Origin of the sequence: Microbacterium sp. NPDC055910 (assembly GCF_042271185.1) — a bacterium.
In the GTDB taxonomy this organism is placed as follows: domain Bacteria; phylum Actinomycetota; class Actinomycetes; order Actinomycetales; family Microbacteriaceae; genus Microbacterium.
The window spans coordinates 48,345-67,995 of the sequence record NZ_JBHJZS010000004.1; the positions used below are offsets into that span (position 1 = coordinate 48,345).

General features: G+C 71.1%; 16 protein-coding genes. 12 read left to right on the forward strand and 4 right to left on the reverse strand.

From position 1 onward, the window contains the following. Positions 1–80: 80 nt before the first annotated feature. The gene (locus ACFC3F_RS03300) at positions 81–1,529 is read left to right on the forward strand and encodes an NAD(P)H-quinone dehydrogenase (protein WP_376126626.1); all 1,449 of its coding nucleotides are present in this window, start codon (positions 81–83) and stop codon (positions 1,527–1,529) included. A 748-nt stretch (positions 1,530–2,277) separates the two neighbouring features. Here the strand turns inward: ACFC3F_RS03300 and ACFC3F_RS03305 are convergent. Together ACFC3F_RS03305 and ACFC3F_RS03310 are read right to left on the reverse strand one after the other, a co-directional pair. Next, positions 2,278–4,056, reverse strand: coding sequence for a biotin carboxylase N-terminal domain-containing protein (locus ACFC3F_RS03305; protein ID WP_376126629.1), 1,779 nt, complete (start codon positions 4,054–4,056; stop codon positions 2,278–2,280). A gap of 75 nt (positions 4,057–4,131) precedes the next feature. Then, positions 4,132–4,800 (reverse strand): Maf family protein, encoded by a 669-nt coding sequence (locus ACFC3F_RS03310; protein ID WP_376126631.1) that lies wholly within the window; start codon positions 4,798–4,800, stop codon positions 4,132–4,134. A gap of 74 nt (positions 4,801–4,874) precedes the next feature. Here ACFC3F_RS03310 and ACFC3F_RS03315 point away from each other — a divergent pair, with 74 nt between their 5' ends. From ACFC3F_RS03315 to ACFC3F_RS03330, 4 genes are all read left to right on the forward strand, one after another. Further along, positions 4,875–6,185 (forward strand): class I SAM-dependent RNA methyltransferase, encoded by a 1,311-nt coding sequence (locus ACFC3F_RS03315; protein WP_376126634.1) that lies wholly within the window; start codon positions 4,875–4,877, stop codon positions 6,183–6,185. A gap of 63 nt (positions 6,186–6,248) precedes the next feature. Then, the gene (locus ACFC3F_RS03320; protein WP_376126637.1) at positions 6,249–6,935 is read left to right on the forward strand and encodes a response regulator; all 687 of its coding nucleotides are present in this window, start codon (positions 6,249–6,251) and stop codon (positions 6,933–6,935) included. After that, positions 6,932–8,221, forward strand: a complete 1,290-nt coding sequence (locus ACFC3F_RS03325; protein WP_376126639.1) for a sensor histidine kinase — start codon at positions 6,932–6,934, stop codon at positions 8,219–8,221. Before ACFC3F_RS03320 ends, ACFC3F_RS03325 begins: the two co-directional genes overlap by 4 nt. Beyond that, on the forward strand, positions 8,218–9,252 hold the full coding sequence (locus ACFC3F_RS03330) for a hypothetical protein (protein WP_376126642.1): 1,035 nt from the start codon (positions 8,218–8,220) through the stop codon (positions 9,250–9,252). Before ACFC3F_RS03325 ends, ACFC3F_RS03330 begins: the two co-directional genes overlap by 4 nt. 359 nt (positions 9,253–9,611) lie before the next feature. On the opposite strand, the gene ACFC3F_RS03335 is transcribed toward ACFC3F_RS03330, so the two are convergent. Together ACFC3F_RS03335 and ACFC3F_RS03340 are read right to left on the reverse strand one after the other, a co-directional pair. Then, complete coding sequence (locus ACFC3F_RS03335; protein WP_376126645.1) at positions 9,612–9,836, reverse strand: acyl-CoA carboxylase subunit epsilon; 225 nt, start codon at positions 9,834–9,836, stop codon at positions 9,612–9,614. Further along, complete coding sequence (locus ACFC3F_RS03340) at positions 9,833–11,440, reverse strand: acyl-CoA carboxylase subunit beta (protein WP_376126647.1); 1,608 nt, start codon at positions 11,438–11,440, stop codon at positions 9,833–9,835. Before ACFC3F_RS03340 ends, ACFC3F_RS03335 begins: the two co-directional genes overlap by 4 nt. Positions 11,441–11,670: 230 nt before the next feature. On the opposite strand from ACFC3F_RS03340, the gene ACFC3F_RS03345 reads away from it, so the two are divergent. The 7 genes from ACFC3F_RS03345 (at position 11,671) to ACFC3F_RS03375 (ending at position 19,601) form a co-directional block, all read left to right on the forward strand. Next, positions 11,671–12,888, forward strand: coding sequence for a hypothetical protein (locus ACFC3F_RS03345; protein ID WP_376126649.1), 1,218 nt, complete (start codon positions 11,671–11,673; stop codon positions 12,886–12,888). Between the two features lie 66 nt (positions 12,889–12,954). Further along, positions 12,955–14,079, forward strand: a complete 1,125-nt coding sequence (locus ACFC3F_RS03350; protein WP_376126652.1) for a DUF1963 domain-containing protein — start codon at positions 12,955–12,957, stop codon at positions 14,077–14,079. 76 nt (positions 14,080–14,155) lie between these two features. Next, entirely contained in the window at positions 14,156–14,953 is a 798-nt protein-coding gene (locus tag ACFC3F_RS03355) for a biotin--[acetyl-CoA-carboxylase] ligase (protein WP_376126654.1), read from the forward strand. 169 nt (positions 14,954–15,122) lie between these two features. Then, the gene (locus tag ACFC3F_RS03360; RefSeq protein ID WP_376126656.1) at positions 15,123–15,689 is read left to right on the forward strand and encodes a PH domain-containing protein; all 567 of its coding nucleotides are present in this window, start codon (positions 15,123–15,125) and stop codon (positions 15,687–15,689) included. A gap of 615 nt (positions 15,690–16,304) precedes the next feature. Beyond that, positions 16,305–17,441, forward strand: a complete 1,137-nt coding sequence (locus ACFC3F_RS03365; protein WP_376126659.1) for a 5-(carboxyamino)imidazole ribonucleotide synthase — start codon at positions 16,305–16,307, stop codon at positions 17,439–17,441. Between the two features lie 253 nt (positions 17,442–17,694). Continuing rightward, a complete protein-coding gene (gene purE / locus ACFC3F_RS03370) occupies positions 17,695–18,162 on the forward strand; it encodes a 5-(carboxyamino)imidazole ribonucleotide mutase (RefSeq protein ID WP_376126828.1) in 468 nt (155 codons plus the stop codon). Then, a complete protein-coding gene (locus ACFC3F_RS03375) occupies positions 18,159–19,601 on the forward strand; it encodes an LCP family protein (RefSeq protein ID WP_376126661.1) in 1,443 nt (480 codons plus the stop codon). Before purE ends, ACFC3F_RS03375 begins: the two co-directional genes overlap by 4 nt. Positions 19,602–19,651 lie beyond the last annotated feature (50 nt).

The window sequence follows — 19,651 nt, forward strand, 5'->3', positions numbered from 1 at the left end:
GCGCGTGGTCGCCATACACGAATGCGGCCGGAGTGTCGCCCCGGTCGTGGGGGCGGCATCCGTCGGGAAGAATGGATGCCATGTCCTTGAGCTTCGAGCGCACCCAGTCCGTCGCGATCATCGGCGGCGGCCCCGGGGGATATGAGGCGGCGCTCGCCGCGGCGCAGCTCGGCGCCCAGGTGACCCTCGTCGAACGCGCGGGCATCGGCGGGTCGGCCGTCATCACCGACGTCGTGCCGTCGAAGTCGCTCATCGCGACCGCCGACGCCGCCGTCGCGATCGCCGGAGCGAGCGACCTCGGGGTGCAGCTGTTCGCCAAAGGCGGCGACGGCAGACCGCTCAAGCCCGAGATCGCGATCAACATGCGCGCCGTCAACAAGCGGTTGCTGTCGCTCGCACGGCAACAGTCCGACGACATGCGCGCCGCGCTCGTCGAAGCGGGCGTGCGCCTCATCTCGGGGCACGGCCGCCTCGAGGGCGAGAACGCCGTGATCGTGTCGACCGATCGCGACGGCACCGACTTCGACCGCATCGAGGCCGACACGCTCGTCGTCTCGGTGGGAGCGTCGCCGCGCGAGCTGCCGAACGCCAAGCCCGATGGCGAGCGGATCCTGACGTGGACGCAGCTGTACGACATGAAGGCGCTGCCCGAGCACCTCATCGTCGTCGGCTCGGGGGTCACCGGCGCCGAGTTCGCCGGTGCGTACATGAACCTCGGGGCCGAGGTCACGCTCGTCTCGAGTCGCGACCAGGTTCTTCCCGGTGAGGACACGGATGCCGCGGCGGTGCTCGAGCGCGTGTTCAAGCGGGGCGGAATGACGCTGCTGTCGAAGTCCCGCGCCGACCGGGTCGAGAACCTCGGCGACCGCGTCGTCGTGACCCTCAGCGACGGACGCACCGTCGAGGGCAGCCACTGCCTCATGGCGGTCGGGTCGGTGCCCAACACCGCGGGCATCGGACTCGAGCAGGCCGGCGTGCAGATGACCGATTCGGGGCACATCCAGGTCAACCGCGTCGCGCGCACCTCGGTGCCGAACATCTACGCCGCGGGGGACTGCACGACGTTCGTGCCGCTCGCCTCGGTCGCCTCGATGCAGGGCCGGACGGCGGTCTTCCACGCCCTCGGCGACGTCGTGATCCCGTTGGAGCGTCGCCGGATCGCCTCGAACATCTTCACCGCGCCCGAGATCGCGACGGTCGGGTGGCAGGAGAAGGACATCATCGACGGACGCATCGCCGCCGTCGTGCACAAGCTGCCGCTCGCCGCGAACCCGCGGGCGAAGATGATGGGCATCAAGGACGGCTTCGTCAAGCTCATCGCACGCCAGGGGTCGGGCAGCGTGGTGGGCGGCGTGATCGTCGGACCCCGGGCATCCGAGCTCATCTACCCGATCGCGATCGCCGTCGAGCGCCGCCTGACGATCGACCAGGTCTCGCGCGTGTTCACGGTGTACCCGTCGCTGTCGGGCAGCATCACGGATGCCGCGCGCGCGATGCACGTCGTCGACCACACCGTGTACGGGGTCTGACCTCCCGGCATCCGCTCTTCGCCGCTCCGTGGTTTCGTCGGGCCGTGGTTTCGCCGGGCCCGGGTTTCGTCGGGGCCCGACCCCGTTCGTTGACTTGCGGCCTTTGTCGCTCGCGCGCGGCGTGTCGCCGGCATTGGGCGCAAGTCGACGAAGGAACGGAGCGACGGGCGCGCGGCCCGTGGAGCGAGGGAAGGCCGATGGACCCGCAGCGCGCGGGGCGGCGGTCACGCGCGAGGTTGGATGCCGGGGGCCGACCCCGTTCGTTGACTTGCGGCCTTTGTCGCTCGCGCTCGGCGTGTCGCCGGCATTGGGCGCAAGTCGACGAAGAACGGCGCGGCGGGCGCGCGGCTCGTGGAGCGGGGGAAGGCCGATGGGCGCGCAGCGCGCGGGGCGGCGGTCACGCGCGAGGCGGATGCACGGGGCCCGACCCTGTTCGTTGACTTGCGGCCTTTGTCGCTCGCCCTCGGCGTGTCGCCGGCATTGGGCGCAAGTCGACGAGAGGAACGGCGCAACGCACGTGGGCAGCGGCAGCGGCACCGCGCGCGCAGCGCGCGGGGTGGCGGTCACGCGCGAGGCGGGATGCCAGGGGCCGACCCCGTTCGTTGACTTGCGGCCTTTGTCGCTCGCGCGCGGCGTGTCGCCGGCATAGGGCGCAAGTCAACGAAAGGAACGGCGCAACGCACGGGCACGCCGCGCGCCGCAACGCGCGGCGGCACACCCGGCACCACGCCGGGGGACGGCCGCGCCGTCAGCTGATCGTCAGGAGCTGGTGGCCGGCGGAGACGGTCGTGCCGGCGGCGGCGCTGATCGAGCCGATGACGCCGTCCTTGTGCGCCTGGATCGGCTGCTCCATCTTCATCGCCTCGAGCACGATGACGAGGTCGCCCTTGACGACGTGCTGCCCGTCTTCGACTGCGACCTTGACGATCGTGGCCTGCATCGGAGCCTTGACGGCGTCGCCGGACGCGCCGGCCGTGACGGTCGTCGCGTGCGAACGGCGCGACGGGGGAGCGGCGGCGGGGCGTCCGGTGCCGGGCGTCGCGGTGATGCGGTCGGGCAGGCGCACCTCGAGGCGCTTGCCGCTCACCTCGACGACGACGGTATGCCGCGGCTCGGGGGCGGCGGGGGCTTCGAGCTCGCCGTCCCACGGGGCGATCTCGCCCGCGAACTCGGTCTCGATCCAGCGCGTGAAGACGCCGAAGCGGCCGTCCTCGGCGGTGAAGGCCGGATCGCGCACGACCTCGCGGTGGAACGGCAGCACGGTCGGCAGCCCGGTGATCTCGAACTCGTCGAGCGCGCGGCGTGCGCGCTGCAGCGCCTCGGCGCGGTCGCGCCCGGTCACGATGATCTTCGCCAGCAGCGAGTCGAACGCGCCCGAGACGCTGTCGCCCGCCGTCACACCCGAATCGAGACGGATGCCGGGGCCCCCGAACGTCTTGAAGACGTGAATGGGTCCGGGCTGGGGCAGGAAACCGCGCCCGGGGTCTTCACCGTTGATGCGGAACTCGATCGAGTGGCCCTCGGCGACGGGGTCGTCGTAGCCGATCTCCTGGCCCTCGGCGAGGCGGAACTGCTCGCGCACGAGGTCGATGCCGGTGACTTCTTCGGACACCGGGTGCTCGACCTGCAGGCGCGTGTTGACCTCGAGGAACGAGATCGTGCCGTCGGCGCCGATGAGGAACTCGCACGTGCCCGCGCCGACGTAGCCGACCTCGCGCAGGATCGCCTTCGACGATTCGTAGAGGATCCGGTTCTGCTCGTCGGTCAGGAACGGTGCCGGTGCCTCTTCGACGAGCTTCTGGTGGCGGCGCTGCAGCGAGCAGTCCCGCGTCGAGATGACGACGACGTTGCCGGCGGCATCCGCGAGGCACTGCGTCTCGACGTGCCGGGGCTTGTCGAGGTACTTCTCGACGAAGCACTCGCCGCGACCGAACGCGGTGACGGCCTCGCGGGTGGCCGATTCGAACTGCTCGGCGATCTCGTCGGTCGTGCGGGCGACCTTCAGGCCGCGTCCGCCGCCGCCGTACGCGGCCTTGATCGCGATGGGCAGACCGAACTCGTCGGCGAAGGCGATGACCTCGTCGGCGCCCGCGACGGGGCCGGGAGTGCCGGGTGCGAGCGGTGCGCCCACCTTCTCGGCGACGTGGCGGGCGGTGACCTTGTCGCCGAGCGCTTCGATCGCCTCGGGCGAGGGGCCGATCCAGATGAGCCCCGCGCCGGCGACGGCGCGGGCGAAGTCGGCGTTCTCGGCGAGGAACCCGTAGCCGGGGTGCACGGCGTCGGCGCCGGAGCGGCGCGCGACGGAGAGGATCTTGTCGATCGAGAGGTAGGTCTCGGCGCTCGTGGACCCGTCGAGCGCGTACGCCTCGTCGGCGAGTCGCACGTGCAGGGCATCGCGATCCTGATCGGCGTACACCGCGACCGACGAGATACCGGCGTCACGTGCGGCACGGATGATGCGGACGGCGATCTCGCCGCGATTGGCAATGAGGACCTTGCTGATCTTCGCCGGGGCGGTCTGAGGCATGGATGCCAGCCTAGCGAGGGTTGTGCGAGCCCTTTTGAGCACTCCCTACAAGAACCGACGAAAAACGTGGGAGTCCTACGACAACGTCGGACCGTCGTCGACCGAATTCCACAACGAGGTCCACTCGACTCCGAGCTCGCGCACGAGGCGGCGGATCGTCGAGAGCGACATGCCCACGACGGTCGACGGGTCGCCCTCGACGCGCTCGATGAAGGCGCCCCCGAGCGAGTCGACCGTGAAGGCGCCGGCCACGTGCAGGGGCTCTCCCGTCGCGACGTAGGCCGCGATCTCGGCATCCGTGACGTCTTCGGCGAACGTGACGGATGCCGCGGCCACAGCGTGCACCTCGCGCGGCGAGCGTCCGGGTTCGACGCGCACGACGGCGTGGCCCGAGTGCAGCACGCCCGTGCGGCCGCGCATCGCACGCCACCGTGCGACGGCGTTCTCGGGCGTGTGCGGCTTTCCGAGCACGTCGCCGTCGAGTTCGAACATCGAATCGCCGCCGATGACGATGCCGTCGAAGTCGGGGATGTCGTCGACCAGCCGGGCCGCGACGTCGGCGGCTTTGCGTCGCGCGAGCAGCAGTACGTGCTCGTCGGGATCGAGCGTGCGCTCCTCGGCCGTCTCGACGGCGGCGACGACGGCTTCCTCGTCGACGTCGGGCGGGAGCGTGTGGGGGGTGATGCCGGCTTGCCGCAGCAGCATGAGACGGGCCGGCGACGTCGAGGCGAGGCATACGCGCATCCCCCCAGGGTAGGGGCCGTCGGCGCGCGGTCCCCGCGCCGCGACCCGAACCGCGCGTGGGGGAGAATCGGGGAATGGACTCCGGTGATCTGCTCGACCTCGACATCACGGGCGTCGCCCACGGCGGCGTCTTCGTCGCCCGACACGAGGGCCGCGTCGTCTTCGTGCCCGACGCCATCCCCGGCGAACGCGTGCGCGCCCGGCTGACGGACACGTCGAAGAGCTCGTTCTGGCGCGCCGAGACGATCGAGGTGCGGGATGCCTCACCGCACCGTCGTGCGCACGTGTGGCGTCAGGCCGACGTGGACACTCCGCCCGAGCTGCGTCCCGGCGGCGCCGACTTCGGCCACATCGACCTCGCCCACCAGCGCGAGCTCAAGCTCGACGTGCTCTCCGACGCCCTGCGCCGGTTCGCCGGCCTCGAGCTGCCGGTGGCGATCCGCGCGGCCGGGGCCGACGGCGCCGACCCCGAGACCGACGACGGCACGGGCTGGCGCACCCGGGTCAGCCTGCACGTCGACGACGACGGCAGGGTCGGCCCGTACGCCGCCCGCAGCCACCGCGTCATCCCCGTCGACGAGTTGCCGCTCGCGACCGCCGCCGTCGCGCAGGCGGCACGGCAGCTCGCGCAGGGCGCGGCCGGACGCATCGACCTCGTGCAGCCCGCGGACGGTCGCGTGCGGGTCGTCCCGCGTCCCGAGACGGTGCGCGCCGGATCCCGCCGGCGGGGCCGCACACCGGCACCGGGCGCCCCGGTCCGCAACGATCCTGCGCGCGAAGTCGTCGTCGAGACCGTCGCGGGTCGCGATTTCCACGTGGATGCGGGTGGGTTCTGGCAGGTGCACCGGCTCGCCGCCGCGTCGCTCACGGACCTCGTCGCGCGCACTCTCGAGGACGCCGTCGACCCTGACGCGTGGCACCTCGACCTGTACGGCGGGGTCGGCCTGTTCGCGGCGACCCTCGCGAGCCTGGGCGGCCCGTCGACCCGCGTCACCTCGGTCGAGTCCGACACGCGCGCGACCGACCACGCGGGCGAGAACCTCGCGGAGTGGATCGGCGCCCGGGCCGAGACCGCCCGGGTCGACCGCTGGATCACGCAGCTCGGGGGCGCAGCATCCGCCGTCGAGCGCGAGCGGCTCGCGCGGGGCGTCGTGCTGCTCGATCCGCCCCGCGCGGGAGCCGGACGCGCCGTCGTGGAGGGGATCGCCGCTCTGGCGCCCGCGACCGTCGTCTACGTCGCGTGCGACCCCGTCGCTCTCGCGCGGGATCTCGGCACGTTCCGGGCGGTGGGGTACGAGACGCGCAGCGTCGAGGCGCTCGACCTGTTCCCGAACTCGCACCACGTCGAAGCGGTCGCCACGCTCACTCGCGTCGAGAGCCCTTAGAGCCCTCGAGCCGTAAAGCGCAAGGCCGCCTGGTGGTCGCGGGTCTGCCCTAAAGTAAGGGGAATGACGCGCGTCGCCCTTATCGACGACCACGAGTCCGTCCGCCTGGGACTCGAGGCGGCTTGCGTGCGCGCTCAGACGAAGGACGTCGTCTTCTCGGGGTCGACGGTCACCGAGTACATCAACTGGCGAACGTTCAGCCAGTCCGCCCCGGCCGATGTCGTCGTGCTCGACCTCACGCTCGGCGACGGCACGACCGTGACCGAGAACGTCACGACGCTGATCCGCGACGGTTCGAGCGTCATCATCCACTCCGTCGCCGACCGTCCGGCGGCCGTGCGCGAAGCGCTCGCCGCGGGGGCCGCGGGCGTCATCAGCAAGTCGTCGCGCATCGACGACGTGCTCGCCGCGATCCACACCGTCGCCCGCGGAGAACCCCTCAACAACGTCGAGTGGGCCAGCGCCGTCGAGGGCGATCGTGAGTTCGCCGACGCGCAGCTGTCGGCCCGCGAACGCGACGTGCTGCGGTTGTATGCGGCGGGGCTGCCGCTCAAGGTCGTCGCCGACCGGCTGGGCGTGGCGTACTCGACGGCGAAAGAGAACATCACGCGCGTGCGCGTCAAGTACGTCGAGGTGGGGCGTCCGGCTCCCACGAAGGTCGACCTGCTGCGTCGCGCGATGGAAGACGGCATCCTGGCCGACTCCGCGGGCGCGGCGCCGCCCGCCGCTCCACCGGGGCGCGCACGGTGACTCAAGAGGGCCCCTCGTCGCTCGATGACGCCTGGGGCCACATCCCGCGTTCGCGTGAGGCGACGGCGGGGATCGGCGCTTTCACGCGCCAGCGCGTCGAGCGCATCATCTCGGTGTCGTCGGGTGTCGGCTCGCTCATCCTCGGCGCCCAGGCGGCGGTGACGGCGCTCGGCCAGCGCGCCGAGCTCGGCAGCTGGCAGGTGCCGCTGCTGATCGTCGTGTTCGCTCCGCTGCTGTTCATGATCGTCGCGTGCCTCGTCGGTCGCGGCGTGCGCGTCTCGGCCGGCGTCTTCGCGATCGTGTACGTCGCCATGCTCGCGGTGTGGCCGCTCGCGACGACGGACTCGACCCTCGCCCCCACCGAAGCGCCGTGGATCTGGTACCTCGTCAACATCGCGACGCTCGCCGCCGTCCTGGCGTTCTCGCTTCCGCTGCAGCTGGTGTGGACGGCTCTCGCGCCGCTGCTGTTCGGATTCGTGCGCCTCGTGCAGGGGGAGTTCCGTCCCGACGTGTGGGCCGCCGTCGCGATCGACGTGTCGTTCGCCCTCATCCTCGGGGGAGTGCTGCTGAGCCTCGGGTGGGTGCTGCGCTCGATCGCCGTCGGAGTCGACGACGCGCGCGGCAAGGCCGTCGAGTCGTACGCGCGCGCGGCGGCGGCCAATGCCGCGGAGCAGGAGCGCGTCGCCGTCGCCGCCCTCATGCACGACAGCGTGCTGGCCGCCCTGATCGCGGCCGAGCGCGCTGACGGTCCCCGCGCGCGCACGCTCGCCGCGGCGATGGCGCGCGAAGCGCTGACCCGCCTCGCCAACGCCGAGCAGGACGCCCGTGAGGGCAGCGACGCACCGCAGGACTCGGCGTCGCTGGCCGACGACATCGAAGTCGCCGCGCGCGAGGTCGGTGTGCAGTTCGCGGTCCAGCGCAGCGTCGTCGCCGACGCGCCCTCCGTGCCGGGACGCGTCGCGCGCGCGCTCGTGCTCGCCACGACGCAGGCGATCGCCAACGCCGTGCAGCACGCCGGCGGCGTGGGCCTGACCGTGACGGTCGACGGCACGCCCGAGCGGATCCGCATCGTCGTGCGCGATGCGGGCGAGGGCTTCGACATGGCCGGCGTCCCCGACGACCGGCTCGGCATCCGCGGGTCGATCATCGCGCGCGTGGCCGCGGTGGGCGGTACGGCGCAGCTGGAATCCAGTCGGGCCGGCACGGTGGTCGTGCTCGATTGGCCCGCCCCGCTGCCGCAGGGCGTGACCGAGGCGGACCTCGCCGCGGGGGAGGTCGACGGATGAGAGTCCGCAACATCCTGTCCGCCCTGGCGGTCGCATTCACGGCCTACATCGCGGCGCGAGCGCTGGCCCTCACCGAACCCGTGCCCTTTCCCCTCGTGCTCGTCACGGTCGTCGCGCTCTATCTGGTCACGACCTGGCTGTGCATCTACTGGTACCCCGTCCGATCGCGCACCGCGACGACGGATGCCGCGGGTCGCGGCGGAACGGCGCGCCTGCCCGTCTGGGCCGCTGTCCTGGCCCTGGCGACGACGGCGATCGTGCCGACGGCGATCGCGATCGGCGTCGGCGACGGCAATCGCACGGCGACGTTCGCGACGTGGTATCTCGGCGGTCTCGGCGCGCTCATGGTCATCGTGATGGTGCGCCGCCGACCCTGGGTGGCCTGGTCGGGCATCGCGATCCTCGGGATCGGGTCGGTCGCCTGGATGGGCGCGGGCCCGGCCCTCGCACTCGGCCTGGTCGGCTCGGTCGTGTGGGTCATCGTGGCCCACCTCGTCCGGTTCTCGCTCGACCGCGCCGCCCACGACACGACGCAGCTCGCCCAGCTGCAGCGTGCCGCCTCGGCGTGGCAGGCATCGCAGGTCGTGCGTCAGCGTGAACGACGCGTGCAGGTGCAGCGGGCGCTCGCCGTCGCCGGTCCCGTGCTGACCCGCGTCGTCTCGACGCGCGGCCGGCTCGACGAAGACGATCGGCTCGAGGCCCGGCTGGCCGAGGGGCGTCTGCGGGACGAACTTCGCGGACCTCGCCTGCTCGACGACGACGTGCGCGCCGAGCTCGAGCGCGCCCGTCGCCGGGGCGCCGTCGTCACGGTGCTCGACGAGGGAGGCCTAGACGGGCTCGACGAAGAGGCGCTGGGGGTCATCCGCGCTCAGCTCGCCGAGACATTGCGCAGCGCGGCATCCGATCGCCTCTACATCCGCACGTCGCCGCACGAGAGCATCGCCGTGACGGTCGTGGGACGCTCGACCTCGGAGCACGGCCTCAGCGACGAAGACGGCGTCGACCTGTGGAGTGAGATCCCGCACTCCTGACCGACTCGCGTGCCGTCGCCGTCTCCTCGGCATCCGTTCGTTTGCCTCGGAACGCGCGCGAAGAACCGGGGCCCGAGCAGAGTGGGGCACGTGAACCCAGCCCGGCCGGACAGAGTCTCGCTCCTCGCCTCGGTGGGGGAGGGCGAACCGAGACGAGGAGCGACGAAGTGGAGAAGGCGAGGGGCGGCGAAGCCCCCCGCCCCTCGCCAAGTGCGAGCAGTTACCCGAAAACCGCCCGCAAGGCCGAACCTGGGCGACCCATGAGGGTGCAGGCCGACCGAACGCGTAATGCGTTCCAGCACCTCAAGTATCTGAGGGCGGGGATGCGGCTGTCTGTAGGTATTTCGGGGGACAACGACTCAGAACGTCGCGCGCCAGCCGAGCTCCCGCGCGAGCGGCCGGCGCAGTCCCCGCTGCGTGACCGACCACGCCGAACGGCGCGGGGCGTCGTCGGCGACGGCGCCCGCGCTCTCTTGCGCGTACGCCTCGGTGACGACGGCGATGAGCGCCGCGAGCTCTTCGGGGGTGGGGTTGCCGCGGCGCACGTCGATCGTGACCGGCGGAGCCTGCTCGTCGTTCGTCACAGGGGGATGTTCCCGTGCTTCTTGGGCGGAAGCGACGCGCGCTTGCCGCGCAGGGCACGCAGCGCCTTCGCGATCGATACGCGGGTCTGCGCGGGCTCGATGATGCCGTCCAGCTCGCCACGCTCGGCGGCGAGGAACGGCGAGGCGACGTTGTAGGTGTACTCGTTCGCGAGCCGCGTGCGCACGGCGGCGACGTCTTCGCCGGCCTCCTCGGCCTTCTTGATCTCGCCCCGATACAGGATGTTGACCGCACCTTGACCGCCCATGACGGCGATCTCGGCCGTGGGCCAGGCGAGGTTGATGTCGGCGCCGAGCTGCTTGGACCCCATGACGATGTACGCGCCGCCGTAGGCCTTGCGCAGGATCACGGTGACCAGCGGCACGGTCGCCTCGGCGTACGCGTAGAGCAGCTTCGCGCCGCGGCGGATGACGCCCGTCCACTCCTGGTCGGTGCCGGGCAGGTAGCCGGGCACGTCGACGAGCGTGACGATCGGGATAGAGAACGCGTCGCAGAACCGCACGAAGCGGCTCGCCTTCTCGCCGGCCTCGATGTTGAGCGTGCCGGCCATCTGCGACGGCTGGTTGGCGATGATGCCGACGCTGCGCCCCTCGACGCGACCGAAGCCGATCACGATGTTCGGCGCGAACAGCGGCTGCACCTCGAGGAACTCGCCGGTCTCCGAGCCCGCGGCGGGGTCGACGATCCGGCGGATGACCTCGTGGATGTCGTACGGCTGGTTCGGGGAGTCCGGGATGACGGTGTTCAGCTTGAGGTCGGAATCCGTCGTCTCGAAGTCGAACCCGGACTCGTAGTCGGGCAGCTCGGCGAGGTTGTTGTCGGGGAGGAACCCCAGCATGGTCCGCACGTAGTCGATCGCGTCGTCTTCGTCTTCGGCCAGGTAGTGCGCGACCCCGGAGCGGGTGTTGTGCGTGTAGGCGCCGCCGAGCTCTTCCATGCCGACGTCTTCGCCCGTGACCGTCTTGATGACGTCCGGGCCGGTGACGAACATCTGGCTCGTCTTGTCGACCATGACGACGAAGTCGGTCAGCGCGGGGGAGTACACCGCGCCGCCGGCGGCGGGTCCCATGATGATCGAGATCTGCGGGATGACACCGGAGGCCTGCGTGTTCAGGCGGAAGATCTCGCCGTACTTGCCGAGGGCGACGACGCCTTCCTGGATGCGCGCTCCGCCCGAGTCGAGGATCCCGACGACGGGGATGCCGCTGCGCAGTGCGAATTCCATGATCTTGATGATCTTGTCGCCGGCGACCTCGCCGAGCGAGCCGCCGAAGGTCGAGAAGTCCTGCGCGTAGACGGCGACCGTGCGCCCGTGGATCGTGCCGGTGCCGGTGACGACCGAGTCGCCGTACGGGCGTGAACGGTCCATGCCGAACGCCGACGTGCGGTGCCGCACGTATTCGTCGAGCTCGACGAAGCTGCCCGGGTCGACGAGCATCTCGATGCGCTCACGCGCCGTGCCCTTGCCCTTCGCGTGCTGCTTCTGCTTCGCGACCGCCTCGGCATCGAGGACGGCCTCCTGATAGCGGGCGCGGAGGTCGGCGATCTTGCCGGCGGTCGTCGAGAGGTCGGGCTGCTCGGTCACGGATTCCACCCTAGTGGCGGGTGTTCGCAGACCGTTGGAGGGTTCGCACAAGTGCCCGCGGCATCCGCTGTCGTGATCGTCGGATGCCGCGGCACGAGGCCCGTCGAGCGGCGCGACCGGAAATTTCTGTGGCGCCGCGATCTTCGGATGCAGTAGACATATCGCCGAGTCTCTACTCGCCGATGTCGCACTCGCTGCATCGATTGCTCTCTCGAGGAAGATTGAGGAATATGTCCCAGACGATGCATGTGCGCCGGGCACAGGGCGCAGTGGCCACCGTCGCGACTGCTGCGCTGCTCATCGCGGCCCTGCACGCCGCGCCCGCTGCCGCCGCAGAGGAAACACCGCATGAAGCGACCGCGCACGCAGCTGTGGCCGGGCTTGAAGCCGCCGGTGTCGGGGCTGTCGACGACGCCGCGCTGACGCAGTACGCCGCGGGAATCGCCGACGCGGACGGGACGATGACGATCATCGGCACAGAGGTGACCACGGGTGACTTCTCGATCGATCTGCCCACCGATACGCCGCTCGAGCTCGGCGAGGACGGTCTCGCCGCGGCGACGGATGCGCAGTCGGGACTCGGCGTCGTGGTGGCTCCCGTCGAAGGGGGTACGGCTCGCCTCATCACGGTCGCCGACGAGTTCTACAGCGACACCCCGGTGCACGCGTACGAGTACGACATCCGCCTTCAGGGGGGTGTGGAGCTGCGGCAGCTGTCTTCGGGTGACGTCGTCATCGTCGACGTGACCGGTGGACCCCACCCCGACGCCGAGGTCGAGCTGGCCCCCGAGGTCGATCCGGTGGAGTACGAGGCCGGCCTGGCCGAGGCCGCCGAGGGCATCGGTGCTGACGACGCAGCCGTCGGCGACGGCGAGGTCGTCGTCGGGGCGTTCCTGGCGCCTTGGTCCGTGGACGCGGACGGCATGCCGCTGCCCACGCACTACGAGATCGAGGGAGACACGCTCGTCCAGGTCGTCGACACCGAAGGTGCCGCGTTCCCGGTCGTCTCGGATCCGGCGCCGCTCATCGTGCTGGGCCTTCTCGCCGCTGCCCGCATCTTCGTGGCGGCGACTGCTCGTGCGTTCGTGACGACGGCGATCCGGGCGGGGATGGCGATGACGACCCGAGGGGGCTTCTCGACGTTCGCGAGGTTCAAGACGTGGGCCGGTAACGCCAAGCCGAATTATCAGTGGCACCATGTCGTCGAGCAGGGCAACACGAAGTTCCCCGCCGCTGCGATCCACAACCCGCAGAACCTGGTGCAGATCCCGACGGCGATTCACCAGAAGTGCGTCAACTCGTGGATGGCGAAGAAGTTCGCGGGGAGTGTCGCGGGCTTCGCCTTCCGCAACACTGCGACCATCCGCTCACAGGTGAGGGCGATGAGCTGGACCAACCAGCACAAGTTCGGAGTCCAGCTCCTGCGCCACTGCGGAATCAACATCTGACCGACGCTCGTGGTCCCGTGCGTGTTCGCCGCGCGGGGCCACGGGCTCGACCGAAAGAATCACGACGTGCCTCACATCGACCACCCGGCCTGGCGCAGGCTTGTCGAGCTCCACGCGCAGATCGCCGAGCTGACACCGCGTATCCACGAGATTCCGGCACAGAGGTGGAACGCGCTCGCCGACGAGCAGGTCGCCGCGGCGCGCGATGTGCGGTCCGACGGCAACCTGATGCGAGAGCTGCGGGGGCTCGTGGCCACCAGCGCACCCGACGAGGCGGCGGTGCTCCACGAGGTCTTGACCGGGGCCGTGTGGGAGCACCGTGCCGACCTCGGCGCGCTGCGGGCCGACCCGCGCGTCGCGGATGTGTCCGGCGATCTCGACATCCGCCCCGCGCTGTATCTGGCGGAGGTCGGTTCCGAAGACGACCCGTACGCGGCGGAAGAGCTCGACGACGACTGGCGCGACCTTTCGCGTATCGGCGGGGTGCCGACGGCGACTCCCGGATCGTCGATGCCGGACGGGACCGTGTTCCTCCTGCAGCTCGACGGTGCGGCGCTCACGCGGCTCGCCGAAGACGACGAGACGATCGCGGCGATGCTGCGGGCTCACGCGTGGCCGGCCGATGGGCTCGTGCAGGTCTTCCACACGACCCTCGGTGACTCGCGCACCGCACCGGACGTGCCGAACGGCGGCGCGGTCGTGCGCCATGTCGCGGAGGACGATGTTCGCGCCCGCGGCCCCATCGAATCGGGCCAGACGTCGGCACACGCCGTCGAGATCATCGCGCTGCCGACGTTCCAGCCGTCGCCGGACGCGTCGGCCGACGCGGTCGAGCGCGCCGGCTGGCTTCAGCTCGAAGCGGATCAGGTCGCCCGCAACGGCTCCTACCCGGACGGTTTCGAGGCCGCGGCCGAGCGCAGCCCCTTCGAGGCGCGGGCGGGTGCGGTCGTGCATCTGGGCGGTCTCGCGGCGCCGGACTTCGGCATGTCGCTCGACGACGTGCACGTGCTGAGCGTGCAGCTACCGCTCCAGCATCCGTCTGATGAGCACGTGCTGCTGTTCGACATCCCCGGAGACCCCTCGTTCGGCGGCGTCTTCGGCGACAGCGGGCATCTCGAGATCTGGATCCGCCGCAGCGACCTCGACGCGCACCGCTTCTCTCCGCTGGCCACCTTCATCCGCAGCGCCTGACGTCGGGTCTCGCGGTCCGGTGCCGCCGCGTGTCAACCCAGGGTGGCGAGCCCGACCCCCGAGTAGCGTGGCGTTCATGCCTATCCCTGACGAGGGCTATCCCCTCACCGCCGCGATCAGTCCCCGCGTGCAGGTCGTCGAGGCGACCGACTCCACCAACGCCGACGTCGTCACGCACGTGACCGAGGCGCCGGGCGAGTGGCCGCACCTGTCGGTGCTGCTCACGACCGACCAGCGCGCGGGACGGGGCCGCCTCGACCGCACGTGGACGACACCACCCGACACGGCGCTGGCGGTGTCGACGCTGATCGACGCGACGAGGGTGCCGATGGCCGCGCGCGGGTGGGTCCCGCTCATCGCCGGCGCCGCGATGACCCGGGCGATCGCAGCGCAGCTGGCAGGGAGTCCGCACTCCGCGTCGCTGAAATGGCCCAACGACGTGCTCGTCGACGGCGGCAAGATCTGCGGCATCCTCGCGGAGGTCGTGCCCGATCACCCCGACGCGATCGTGATCGGCACGGGCGTGAACACGCGCATGCCTCGCGTCGACCTTCCCGTCGACACCGCGACCTCGTTCGCCGCGCTCGGGCTCGAATGCGACGACGACCAGCTCATCGCCGACTACCTGAAGGCGCTCGATGAGCAGCTCACGGCTCTCGCCGACGCGCTGGGCAACGCCGTCACGGCGGGGCTCGCGGCCGAGATCGAGGTGCTGTGCTCGACGATCGGGCGCGAGGTCGTCGTGCTGCTTCCGGACAGCTCGCGTCTCATCGGTCGCGCCGCGCGTCTGGACGCCGAGGGACGCCTCGTCGTCGTGGGCGGCCTCGCCGTCGAGACCGCCGTGTCCGCCGGCGACGTGCTGCACGTGCGCTGAGCCGCGGCATCCGCCCTGCTCCGGTCTCCGACCCCTGGGCCCGTCGGGCCGGGTCCCTGAGCTCGCCGGTCCCTGAGCCTGCCGAAGGGTCGCCCGCCCGCACCGAATTCGTGCCCTCATCCGTCGTGGCGTCGCGGCACCGCGCGATCGCGCCCCCACAATAAGAAACATGACGCAGCCGATCTACGGCGGGCGCCCCCTGACGCCGGCGCCGGGCGCACCGACGCCCGAGCTGCGTGTTGCGCGGTTCCGCCCGCACGCGCGGCGGCTGACGTGGTCGGCGCTCGTGCTGATCGCGGTGGCCGGTGCCACCGGCTATCTCTACAACAACCTCCCGGCGGGATACGAGAACTGGATGCTGCTGACCGCGGCCGCTGCCGTCGTCTTCCTGCTCGTGCTGCTGCCGTTCCTCGTGTGGTGGACGCACGTCTACACGATCACGACGCGTCGCGTCATCGAGCGGCGCGGCGTGCTCGTCACGCACCGGCGTGAACTCGCGCACGTCCGCGGGTACACGATCCGGGCGAGGCGCGGCATCCTGCAGCGCATGTGGGGCACGGGCACGCTCGTGCTGTCGAACGGCGTCGACGAGCCACTGCGGCTCGTGAACGTGCCGAGTATGGCGCTCGTGCACGAGGCGCTCGTAGATCAGGTCGAGGTGAACCAGATCCTCGCGCATCGCGATGCGCAGCCGCCGCTTCCTCCGGGCACGCCTCCCATGCCGCCGCTGCCCTGACCCCGGCGCACCGCCCCCCGCGGCGTTTGGGGCGTATTTCGGCATCGACACGCCGCCGGCCACGGCGTGTCGTCGACAGAACGCGCCCCGAACTGCGGGTGAGGCTCGCGCGCCGGGGATGCCCACCGTGTTCGCCCCGCGCTGCGGGTGAGCCTCGCGAGCCGGGGACGCCCACCGGGTTTGGGGCGTATTTCGGCATCGACACGCCGCCGGTCACGGCGTGTCGCCGACAGAACGCGCCCCGAACTGCGGGTGAGGCTCGTGAACCGGGGACGCCCACCGTGGTCGCCCCGCGTTGCGGGTGAGCCTCGCGAGCCGGGGACGCCCCCGCGGGGTTTGGGGCGCATCTCGACACCGACACCCCGCCGGCCGCGGCGTGTCGCCGACAGAACGCGCCCCGAACTGCGGGTGAGGCTCGCGAGCCGGGAACGACCACCGTGTTCGCCCCGAACTGCGGGTGAGCCTCGCGAACCGGACACCCACCGGGTTTGGGGCGCATCTCGACACCGCCACGCCGCCGGCCACGGCGTGTCGCCGACAGAACGCGCCCCAAACCCGAGGAGAGCAACGGATGCCGGGACACGCGCCCCGGCCCGGGCTGGGATGATGGGTCCCATGACATTGCGCGTCGGAGTCGTCGGTGGCGGACAGCTCGCCCGAATGATGATCGCGCCCGCCGTCGAGCTCGGTATCGAGCTGCGCGTGCTGGCCGAAGACGAAGGGATGTCGGCGTCGCTCGCCGCGACCGCCGTCGGTGACTATCGCGACGCCGACACGGTGCTGGCGTTCGCACGCGAGGTCGACGTCGTGACGTTCGACCACGAGCACGTGCCTCAGGACGTGCTCGCGCAGCTCGTCGAGGCGGGGGTCCAGGTGCATCCCGGCCCGTCGCCGCTCGGTGTCGCGCAGGACAAGCTCGTCATGCGCGCGAAGCTCGAAGAGCTCGGGATGCCGCAGCCTGACTGGGCCGGTGTGACCGATGCCGTCGAGCTGCAGGCCTTCATCGACGCGCACGGCGGTCACGCCGTCGTCAAGACACCGCGCGGCGGCTACGACGGCAAGGGAGTGCGTGTCGTGCGGGCGGCGACCGAGGCCGAGGACTGGTTCGCCGCGCTCGCCGAGGACGCGCGCGGGGGAGCGCTGCTGGTCGAGGAGCTCGTCGACTTCTCGCGCGAGCTGGCGCAGCAGGTCGCACGGCGCCCGTCGGGCGAAGTGCGCGCGTACCCGGTCGTCGAGACCGTGCAGCGCGACGGCGTCTGCGCCGAGGTGCTCGCGCCCGCTCCCGGGGCGGGAACCCGTCTGCGCGACGTCGCCCGCGACATCGGCGTCGCGATCGCCGAAGGACTGGGCGTGACCGGGATGCTGGCGGTCGAGCTCTTCGAGACGACCGACGAGCGGCTGCTCGTGAACGAGCTGGCGATGCGTCCGCACAACAGCGGCCACTGGAGCCAGGACGGCGCCGTCACGAGCCAGTTCGAGCAGCACCTGCGTGCCGTCGCCGACCTGCCGCTGGGCGACCCGTCGCCGCGTGTGCCGTGGACGGTCATGGTCAACATCCTCGGCGGCCCCGCCGAGGGTGGGCTCGACGAGCGGTTCGCCGTGGCGATGTCGGAGCACCCTGAGGCCAAGATCCACACCTACGGCAAGGCCCCGCGCCCCGGCCGCAAGGTCGGCCACGTCAATGTCGCCGGGGCCGACCTCGATGACGTCGCCTATCAGGCTCGCGCCGCCGCCGCCCACTTCCTCGACTGACTCCGCCCGACGCCCCCACGCCCCCCACACCCGACCACACCCCACACCCCACACCCGCGAGACTGCAACCGCACGCCGAGAGAGCGGGTAGACCCCGCAGTCTCGGCGCGCCGTTGCAGTCTCGCGGTCAAATGAGGCCACGCGAGGCGCAGCGGGAGGCGTGCCGTTGCGGGGAGTTTCCAGCGACGCGCCCTAGCCTGGTCGAGTGACCCGGCCGCTGCATTCCTCCGACGCGCCCCTGGTCGGCGTCGTCATGGGCTCCGACTCCGATTGGCGCGTCATGAGCGACGCGTCCCAGCTGCTCACCGACTTCGGCGTCGCGCACGAGGTCGAAGTCGTCTCGGCCCACCGCACCCCTGACAAGCTGATCCGCTACGGGCGCGAGGCCCGGGCCCGCGGCATCCGCGTCATCATCGCCGGAGCGGGCGGCGCCGCACACCTGCCGGGCATGCTCGCCTCGGTCACCGCTCTGCCCGTCATCGGCGTTCCCGTGCAGCTCGCAACGCTCGACGGCCTCGACTCGCTCCTCAGCATCGTGCAGATGCCCGCCGGCATCCCGGTGGCGACCGTGTCGATCAACGGCGCGAAGAACGCGGGACTGCTCGCCGTGCGCATGCTCGGAGGGGCGGATGCTGCGCTCGCAGACGCCGTCGAAGCGTATGCGCGCGAACTCGAGGGGCAGGTCGAAGACAAGAACCGGCGGCTGAAGGACTCCCTGTGAGCGTGGCGAGCCCGCCGCGACCCGGCGCCGCTGCGCCCTACAGCACCGCGAGGCTCGTCGAGGATCGCCCGCTGCGCAACCCCGACACCCGGTCGCCGGCGTTCATGTCGCGGCGCGGCTGGTGGCTCGTGCTGTGCAACTTCGTCATCCCGGGGTCGGCGCAGGTGCTCGCGGGCAACCGCCGGCTCGGCCGGTTCGGACTCGCCGCGACGATCGTGCTGTGGGTCGCCGTCGTGCTCACGGCCCTGTGCGCCCTGCTGTGGCAGAGCGTCTTCCTCACGGTCGCGACGAACTGGTTCGCGTTGCTCGCCGTGCAGGTCGTGTTGATCGGCTACGCCGTGCTCTGGATCGTGTTGACGATCGACACGCTGCGGCTCGTGCGCCTGGTCAAGACGGGCGGGCTCGCCCGCTTCGGCATCGCGCTGCTCGCCGTCGTGCTGCTCGTCGTCTCGGGCGGATCGGCGGCCTATGCCGCCAACATCGCGGGCGTCACGCGCGACACGATCGGCATCATCTTCGGCGAGAGCGGACCGTCGGTTCCGCCCGATGACGGCTACTACAACATCCTCCTGCTCGGCGCCGACAGCGGCGAAGGCCGCGATTCGATGCGCTTCGACAGCATTTCGGTCGTGTCGGTCAACGCCGACACGGGGGCGACGACGATCACCGGCATCCCTCGTGACATGCCGAACTTCCCCTTCGCGCCCGGCCCGATGCAGGACAAATACCCGAACGGGCATGCCAGTCACACCGACCCGAACTGCGGGTGGGGGAGCGGCATCAACCAGCTGCGCACCGAGGTCGAGGTGTGTCAGGACGGCAACGCCCTGTATCCGGATGCTGCCGCCCAAGGCTCGGCGCCGGGGATCGAGGCGACGAAGGATGCCGCAGAGGGAATCCTCGGCATCACGATCCCGTACTACGTCTTCATCGACATGCACGGTTTCGCGTCGCTCATCGATGCGCTCGGCGGTGTCGAGATCACGGTCGCCGAACGCCTGCCCAAGGGCGGCGGACCGGCGTATCCGGGACAGCCCGCCGCGGAATGGGCGATCGGCTGGATCGAGGCGGGAACGCAGCACATGGACGGCGACACCGCCCAGTGGTACGCCCGATCGCGCTACACGACGAGCGACTTCGACCGCATGGAGCGTCAGCGCATCCTGCAGCAGGCGATGCTCGCACAGTTCACTCCGCAGACCGTGCTCACCCGCTTCCAAGACGTCGCGAACGCGGGTGCCGACATCGTCGAGACGGATCTGCCGCAGTCGCTCATCCCGTTCCTCGTCGAGCTCGCGATCAAGGCCAGGGAGCACCCCGTGACGACGATCGAGCTGACGCCCGATCACGGCATCGACGAGTACAACCCGGACTATCCGCACATCCAGCAACTCGTGCGCACCGCGTTGCATCCTCCGACTCCGACGCCGACCGAATAGGCGTCACGAGACCACCCGCGCCGCTCCCCGGCAACGGCCGCGCACGCCAT

Bases quoted from the DNA above. Each gene is read 5' to 3' on its own strand.
- ACFC3F_RS03300 (WP_376126626.1), top strand. From the start codon at position 81: ATGTCCTTGAGCTTCGAGCGCACCCAGTCCGTCGCGATCATCGGCGGC.
- ACFC3F_RS03305 (WP_376126629.1), bottom strand. From the start codon at position 4,056: ATGCCTCAGACCGCCCCGGCGAAGATCAGCAAGGTCCTCATTGCCAAT.
- ACFC3F_RS03310 (WP_376126631.1), bottom strand. From the start codon at position 4,800: ATGCGCGTATGCCTCGCCTCGACGTCGCCGGCCCGTCTCATGCTGCTG.
- ACFC3F_RS03315 (WP_376126634.1), top strand. From the start codon at position 4,875: ATGGACTCCGGTGATCTGCTCGACCTCGACATCACGGGCGTCGCCCAC.
- ACFC3F_RS03320 (WP_376126637.1), top strand. From the start codon at position 6,249: ATGACGCGCGTCGCCCTTATCGACGACCACGAGTCCGTCCGCCTGGGA.
- ACFC3F_RS03330 (WP_376126642.1), top strand. From the start codon at position 8,218: ATGAGAGTCCGCAACATCCTGTCCGCCCTGGCGGTCGCATTCACGGCC.
- ACFC3F_RS03345 (WP_376126649.1), top strand. From the start codon at position 11,671: ATGTCCCAGACGATGCATGTGCGCCGGGCACAGGGCGCAGTGGCCACC.
- ACFC3F_RS03355 (WP_376126654.1), top strand. From the start codon at position 14,156: ATGCCTATCCCTGACGAGGGCTATCCCCTCACCGCCGCGATCAGTCCC.
- ACFC3F_RS03360 (WP_376126656.1), top strand. From the start codon at position 15,123: ATGACGCAGCCGATCTACGGCGGGCGCCCCCTGACGCCGGCGCCGGGC.
- ACFC3F_RS03365 (WP_376126659.1), top strand. From the start codon at position 16,305: ATGACATTGCGCGTCGGAGTCGTCGGTGGCGGACAGCTCGCCCGAATG.
- purE (WP_376126828.1), top strand. From the start codon at position 17,695: ATGGGCTCCGACTCCGATTGGCGCGTCATGAGCGACGCGTCCCAGCTG.